7 protein-coding genes are annotated in these 6,112 nt (G+C 61.2%); 3 read left to right on the top strand and 4 right to left on the bottom strand.

All coding sequences use genetic code 11. The annotated features are described in order from the left end of the window. Positions 1-26: 26 nt before the first annotated feature. The gene (coaD, locus tag VEZ38_RS02495; protein WP_324891618.1) at positions 27-536 is read right to left on the bottom strand and encodes a pantetheine-phosphate adenylyltransferase; all 510 of its coding nucleotides are present in this window, start codon (positions 534-536) and stop codon (positions 27-29) included. Next, a complete protein-coding gene (rsmD, locus tag VEZ38_RS02500; RefSeq protein ID WP_414694643.1) occupies positions 533-1,135 on the bottom strand; it encodes a 16S rRNA (guanine(966)-N(2))-methyltransferase RsmD in 603 nt (200 codons plus the stop codon). Before rsmD ends, coaD begins: the two co-directional genes overlap by 4 nt. 274 nt (positions 1,136-1,409) lie before the next feature. Between rsmD and VEZ38_RS02505 the strand changes: the two genes are divergently transcribed. Continuing rightward, positions 1,410-2,003 carry a CBO0543 family protein gene (locus VEZ38_RS02505; protein WP_324891622.1) on the top strand — a complete coding sequence of 198 codons (594 nt, stop codon included), beginning with the start codon at positions 1,410-1,412 and terminating at the stop codon, positions 2,001-2,003. A 58-nt stretch (positions 2,004-2,061) separates the two neighbouring features. Here the strand turns inward: VEZ38_RS02505 and VEZ38_RS02510 are convergent, their stop codons facing one another. Continuing rightward, a complete protein-coding gene (locus VEZ38_RS02510; protein WP_324891624.1) occupies positions 2,062-3,630 on the bottom strand; it encodes an ATP-binding protein in 1,569 nt (522 codons plus the stop codon). Positions 3,631-3,814: 184 nt separating this feature from the next. On the opposite strand from VEZ38_RS02510, the gene VEZ38_RS02515 reads away from it, so the two are divergent. Both VEZ38_RS02515 and VEZ38_RS02520 read left to right on the top strand, forming a co-directional pair. Beyond that, positions 3,815-3,961, top strand: coding sequence for a hypothetical protein (locus tag VEZ38_RS02515; protein WP_324891626.1), 147 nt, complete (start codon positions 3,815-3,817; stop codon positions 3,959-3,961). A gap of 70 nt (positions 3,962-4,031) precedes the next feature. After that, a complete protein-coding gene (locus tag VEZ38_RS02520; protein WP_324891628.1) occupies positions 4,032-4,520 on the top strand; it encodes a CBO0543 family protein in 489 nt (162 codons plus the stop codon). On the opposite strand, the gene abc-f is transcribed toward VEZ38_RS02520, so the two are convergent. Next, positions 4,416-6,112, bottom strand: a 1,697-nt coding sequence (gene abc-f, locus VEZ38_RS02525; RefSeq protein ID WP_324891630.1) for a ribosomal protection-like ABC-F family protein, incomplete at its 5' end; no start/stop codon positions are given. The two genes, VEZ38_RS02520 and abc-f, sit on opposite strands and share 105 nt — an antisense overlap.

The raw sequence follows: 6,112 nt of genomic DNA on the forward strand, positions 1-6,112 counted from the left end.
AGGCGCGAAGGCGATGCCCGCTAGCGTTACGCGTTCTTCGCCCGCAGCGCCTTTTCGACGCAAGGCGGCACCAAATCCGACACCGGCCCTTGGAACTTGGCGATTTCCTTCACGATGCTCGAGCTGAGGAACGAATATTCCGGGCTCGTCATCATGAAGAACGTCTCGATCTCGGGGCTTAGCTTATGATTGGCCGTCGCAAGCTGCAGCTCGTATTCGAAATCCGATACGGCCCGCAGCCCGCGCACGATGACGTGCGCCTGCCGCTGCGCCATGTAGTTGATGAGCAAATCCCGGAAGCCGTCGACCTCCACGTTCGGCAAATCGGCCGTCACCTCGCGCAGCAATCCCATCCGCTCGTCCAGCGTGAAGAGGGGCTGCTTCGACGTATTGTTCAGCACCGCGACGATCAACCGATCGAACTGCTTCGCCGCTCTTCGAATGATGTCCAGATGCCCGTTCGTCGCCGGATCGAAGCTCCCCGGATACACTGCAACCTTCAACGGCGTCTCCGCGCTTCTGCCGCCTTCGCTCATGCGTCTCGCTCCTTCGCGTAATTGTAAATGCTGACCGCCGTCTCGCCGTAATCGGCGCGTCGCCGCAGCGCGAAGCGCCCGAACGCGTCGGGGTAGGCGTGGGACGCCTCATGCTCGACGACCGCCGTCGCGCCGTCCCGAAGCAGCTCGTTCGCTTCCATATATAATAAGTACTCCGGCGCATCCTTCATTCGGTACGGCGGATCGAGAAACACGAGATCGAACGCCCGCTCCCGCTTCGCGAGCGCCTTCAGCGCGAGCATCGCGTCGTTGCGATAAATTTCGGCTCGCCCTTCGACCTTCGCCGCCGCCGCGTTCGCGCGCACCGTCTCGACCGCCTTCCGATCGCTGTCGACGAACACCGCCCGCGCCATGCCCCGGCTCAGCGCCTCGATGCCGAGCCCGCCCGTGCCCGCGAACAAATCCAGCGCCTCGCCCCCGTCGAAATACGGCCCGATCATGCTGAACAGCGCTTCCTTCACTTTATCCGTCGTCGGCCGCGTGCCGGTGCCCGGCACCGCCTTCAGCGCGCGCCCCTTCGCGCTCCCCGAGATGACTCTCACGTGTCGTCGACCCCTCTTCCGCGTGACGCAAAACATTTTCGAACACATCGTATCATACATCGCGCCGGTTTGTGAAAAAAGCGCCGCGCCCATGTATAAAACTTCCCGGAATGGCAATGATAGAGCTATCGACATCCTGTATGTCGTAGACAACCGCGGAGAAGACTTACGTTTCCCCATAAGCTCTTCGTCCGGTTTCTCCTCTCCCATGAAAGGGGATCGCGAAAGCGGTCCCCGGACACCATTGACGCGCATAGCCTCCGGGTTGTGCGCTTTTTTTTCTCAAATTGCCGGTAAGGTTGGATCCAATATGACATATCCTTGGTACGAATATGCCATTATCCTGTTCACGATCGCGCTGGGCGTCGCGGGGGGCTGGTGGGTCGTAAGGAACAATTGGAAAAGGTACCTCCCGCTCTACGCGATCAGCAGCGGCGTCGGCATCGCGCTGTGCTTCCTGTTCGTGCAGGCGAGGTTGTATTCCTTCCCGCATAACCCGCCGACGGGCTGGAGCCCGATTCCGCTGCTGCCGATGGCGACGTTCCTGCCGTTCACCGTCGTCTTCAACGTTCGGTACAGTCCTTCGCGGTGGGCATGGAAAATCCCGTATTATTGGGGCGTCGTCCACCTCGCCATCGTGTCCGAAATTTTGCTCCTGGAATTTACGAACATCTTCCGGCTGGAGCGAGGCTGGGATTTATGGGATTCCTATTCGCTCTGGTGGGCCTATTACCTCGTCTTCGAATGGCTCGGCGAACGCATCGTCCCGGCGAAGGATCGCGCGCCGATCCCGGTGGAGGCGTTCCGTTACGGCCGGTGGGCTTGGATCGTGTTCCATGCGATCGTCATCTCGACGATCTTCATATTCGGCATGTATGCCGGGAAGCTGCTGTGGGACCGCTGAGGCCGGACCGACCCGCAAAAAAAAGAACAACCCGCAGGTTGTTCTTCCGTCTCGTCGATTATCCCGCGCGGCCAGGGCTCGGCAAGTGATCCGCTAACGCCTGCTGCAAGGTGCCTTTCATGACTGCTTTCGTTTCGAAGGACAAGCCCGCGCGAATCATCGTCTTGACGATTTCCGGGCGCAGGCCGGTAATCACGACGCTGCAGCCCATCATCCGGATGCCGTCGATCACGTTGATCAGGTGGCGCACGACGTCCGATTCCATTTGCACCACGCCCGACAAATCCATAATCAACGTTTCGATGCGTTCGTTGCCGATCCGCGAGATGACGATGTCTTCGATTTTGTCGGCGCGAGGCCTGTCGATATGTCCGATCAACGGCAAAATCGACGTCGACGTGTTCAGCGGGATGATCGGGACCGATAAATCCTCCATCATCTCCCGCTGGGATCGGATGAGATCGTCTTTGTATTGCGTGTAGCTCATGAACAGCTGCGTCGAAAACTGATCCATCAACTCGTTGATGCGCTTCTCCAGGTTGTAAAAATCCTTCAGCTCTAAGGCCGTCTCCTTCATGCGGTCGAAATTGTACAAGAAGTCCCACATGACGCGGCGAACCGCCTGAATCCACTCCAGCTTGAAGGCGAGCGTAAGCGAGTGCTTCGCCCACGCCACGCCCTCCATCCGCCCGAACGCGGCGACGTCATGCGCTTTCCCTTCGACGATCATTAACACGAGTTTATGCGCGTTATCCAATAGGTTAATATTGCCGACCTGCCGGATTTCGTCGATTTTGTCCCTGACGTTCACGGCCTCCTGGAGCAGCCGCTCCTCGAACGCGTCGCGGTTAACGACAAAGAACTCCTTTAGTTGCGTCTCATCGGCTTTTTTCAAATCCAACTGAACCGCCTCTCTCCCCAAACGATCCTTGCTTCCCCTGGGGAAACTAAGGGTAAATTTCGTTCCGACGCGCTCCTTGGACTCTACCTGAATGGAGCCGCGGTTTTGGTAGACGACCGAGTAGACGAAGGCGAGCCCCATGCCGGTGCCCGAATCCTTCGTCGTAAAGAACGGAGTGCCGAGCATCCCCAGTTTTTCCTTCGGAATCCCGACGCCGGAGTCCTCGACGTATATGTATACGGCTTCTTCGGTGACGCGTTGGCCGATCCGAATCGTTCCTTCGTCCGGAATCGCTTCGAAGGCGTTTTTCAATAAGTTAAAGAGCGCCTTCTTGATTTGGTTCCGTTTCGCATAGACGTACGTGCCCGGCGATTGAAAGTCGGACTCGACGCGGACCCGGTACAATTGGTCCTGAAACAGCTGCGCCACCCCGTCCAGCTCGTGTGCCATATCGATCGACTCGAACGGTTCATCCTCCAAGTCGGGCTTGGACACTTGCAATAAATTTTGCAGGATGCCGATGGCGTTATTCAATTCGGTCTCCGCGATGTCGATATACTTTTGTTCGTTCTTTTCCTTCAAGAGCTGCAAAAAACCTCTAACGGCGGTCAACGGATTCCTGACCTCGTGCGCGATGCCGGCGGCGATTTGCCCCACGGATGCCAGCCGACCGAGATGCGCGTCGTGATTATTCGCTCCGGGTTGCTCCGCTTCTGTCGCTGCCATTCGATGTCCTCCCCGATCTAGCGTCTTCCGATATCCCGATGTGCTTCTCCGGTGTTTTCTACTCTATTATACCTTATTACAACCAGTATTCTAGGTTTTTTTCGGTAGCGGTCGTTTTCCGCTTGTCATGGATTTCTGATTTTTGGAAAACCTAACATGGAAACATATCCAAGGAGGTTGTACCATGACGGAACGGGAACGTTCGGCGCTCGATTTCGACGCCGCGGACGAAGCCGCCGAGAACGAGGCCGCAGACGCTTCGCTCGGAGCGGGAGCCGAGGAGGAGGAAGCGGACGGCGAGCTGCATATCGAGTGGGCAGGCTTTATCTAGGGGTCTCCGGTTAACGGCCGCCCGGGCGTTCGCGCGCAGGCGGCCGCATGTTCCAAAGGGGGTATTTCGCATGTGGCCGTTCCTCATCGGCTCCGTCTTTGCTTTCAACGCGGTCGCGCTGCGGATGAAACGGCGGCTTCCCGTCGTTGACATTTATGCCACCGTCATGTTCGCGATGTTCGTCGACGTGCTCGTAGATTTGTACGCCAGCTTCGTCTTCCACGCCTGGGGCTTCTTCGAGCCGAAGAAAGTCGAATTCACTGCGTTATGGATTATTTTCGGCATCTATATCCCTTCGGCGGCGATGATCGTGAATTGGTATCCGTACCATTCCACTTGGCGGCGGAAGCTCGGTTATCTGCTCCTCTGGTCCGCCTTCTCGACCGTCTACGAATGGGCTGCGCTCCACTATGGCATCATCTGGCACCAGAACTGGAATTTGTTTTATTCCTTCCTACTCTACCCCGCGATTTACTACATGCTGATCGCCCAGCTGCGCGGGCTGCGCTGGCTCGTGCGGCGCTTCTCGGACCGCGGCGGCCCCCCCGCCGCCGCGTAGCTCGCGCAGCTCGCGGGACAACGCTTCGAGCCGCGAACGGTCGGCATCCGTCAGCTCAGGCTTCGCGAGCACCGCCGCCCGCTCGAGCTCCGCGACCCGGAGCGCGTCGGCCCGCTCGCGCGCGTCCGCCGACGCCGGCTGGGCGGCGCCGTGCGTCTCGTATGCGGCGAACGGCTCTTCGTACACGCGCCAAGCGCCGTCTCCCGGCAAGGCAAGAACGCGATTTACCGTCGCCCGCAGGAAATACTTGTCATGGGACACGACGATCATCGCGCCGGGGAATTCGGCGAGCGCCGTCTCCATCCGCTCCCGCGTTTCGATATCGAGGTAGTTCGTCGGCTCATCGAGCACGAGCAGGTCCGCGCCGCCGAAATACAGCTGCAGGAACGCCGCCCGGCACCGTTCGCCCATGCTGAGCTCCCCGACGCGTCGGAACGCCGCGTCTCCCCCGAAGAGGAAGCAGCCGAGGACGGTGCGCGCGAACGACTGCGTCATGCCGGGGACGCGGAGCAAGCCGTCGAGCAGCGTCTCCTCGTCGTTCAGATGCTCCACCTGTTGCGAGAAGTAGCCGATCTTTAGCTCGGGATGCCGCCGAACGACGCCTTCCGTCGGTTGCAGCTCGCCGGTCAGCAGCCGCAGCAGCGTCGTCTTGCCCGCGCCGTTCGGGCCGACGATGGCCAGCTTGTCGCCGCGCCGCACGTCGAGCCGCCCCCCGGCGAAGAGCGGCCGCGGCGCTCCGGCATAACGAAAGCCGACTTGTTCGGCTTGCAGGAGCGTCTTCGCCTCGAGCGTTCCCGCGCGGAACGCGACGCGCAGCGTCTCGGCGTCCCGCGGCTTCTCCACCCGTTCCCGATTCAGCCGCTCCAGCTCCTTCTCCTTCGCGTGGTAACGCGCCGTATGCTTATTCGCGCGGGCGGCGTAATACGGCTTCGCGATGCCGAGCTCCGCCCTCGCCGCGTCGCGGCTCGCCTTCGCGTACCAGTCGCGGTACATGCGAATCGACCGTTCGATCGCTTCCCGCTCCAGCTCCTGCTTGCGGTACAGCGCCGCTTGCGTCTTGCGCTCGAGCGCCTTCTGTTCGACGTAAGCGGCGTAGTTGCCCTTATACGACTTGGCGCCGTTCGCCGTCAGCTCGACGATGCGGTCCGCGACGGCGTCGAGGAACGCCCGGTCGTGCGAGACGACCACGACGGCGCCGGCGTAGCCGCGTACCCAGCGCTGCAGCCATTGCAGCGTCTCCTCGTCCAGGTGGTTCGTCGGCTCGTCGAGCAGCAGCGCCTTCGGGCGCAGCACAAGAAGTCTAGCGAGGGCGGCGCGCGTCTGCTGTCCCCCGCTGAGGCTGCGGAACGGCCGCGCCCACGCCTCCTCCGGCAGCCCGACGTGCGCGAGCGCCCGCTCCGCCTCCGTCTCCCGCTCGTATCCCCCTGCCCTCGCGTATGCGTCCAGCGCCTCCGCATACCGCTCGGCGGCTTCGCGCGCGGCATCCGCGTCCGCGCCCGCCGCTCCGGCGGCCTGCAGCCCGCGCTCCCGCCGGGCCAGCTCGGCCCGGGCGGACGCGAGGCGGGGATCCGCGCCCAGCGCATAATCGAGCG

The organism is Paenibacillus sp. (assembly GCF_035645235.1).
Taxonomy (GTDB): Bacteria; Bacillota; Bacilli; order Paenibacillales; family YIM-B00363; genus Paenibacillus_AE.

Coding starts and splice junctions, on each gene's coding strand:
- VEZ38_RS02520 (WP_324891628.1), top strand. CDS start 4,032: ATGTGGCCGTTCCTCATCGGCTCCGTCTTTGCTTTCAACGCGGTCGCG.
- coaD (WP_324891618.1), bottom strand. CDS start 536: ATGAGCGAAGGCGGCAGAAGCGCGGAGACGCCGTTGAAGGTTGCAGTG.
- VEZ38_RS02505 (WP_324891622.1), top strand. CDS start 1,410: ATGACATATCCTTGGTACGAATATGCCATTATCCTGTTCACGATCGCG.
- rsmD (WP_414694643.1), bottom strand. CDS start 1,135: ATGTTTTGCGTCACGCGGAAGAGGGGTCGACGACACGTGAGAGTCATC.
- VEZ38_RS02515 (WP_324891626.1), top strand. CDS start 3,815: ATGACGGAACGGGAACGTTCGGCGCTCGATTTCGACGCCGCGGACGAA.
- VEZ38_RS02510 (WP_324891624.1), bottom strand. CDS start 3,630: ATGGCAGCGACAGAAGCGGAGCAACCCGGAGCGAATAATCACGACGCG.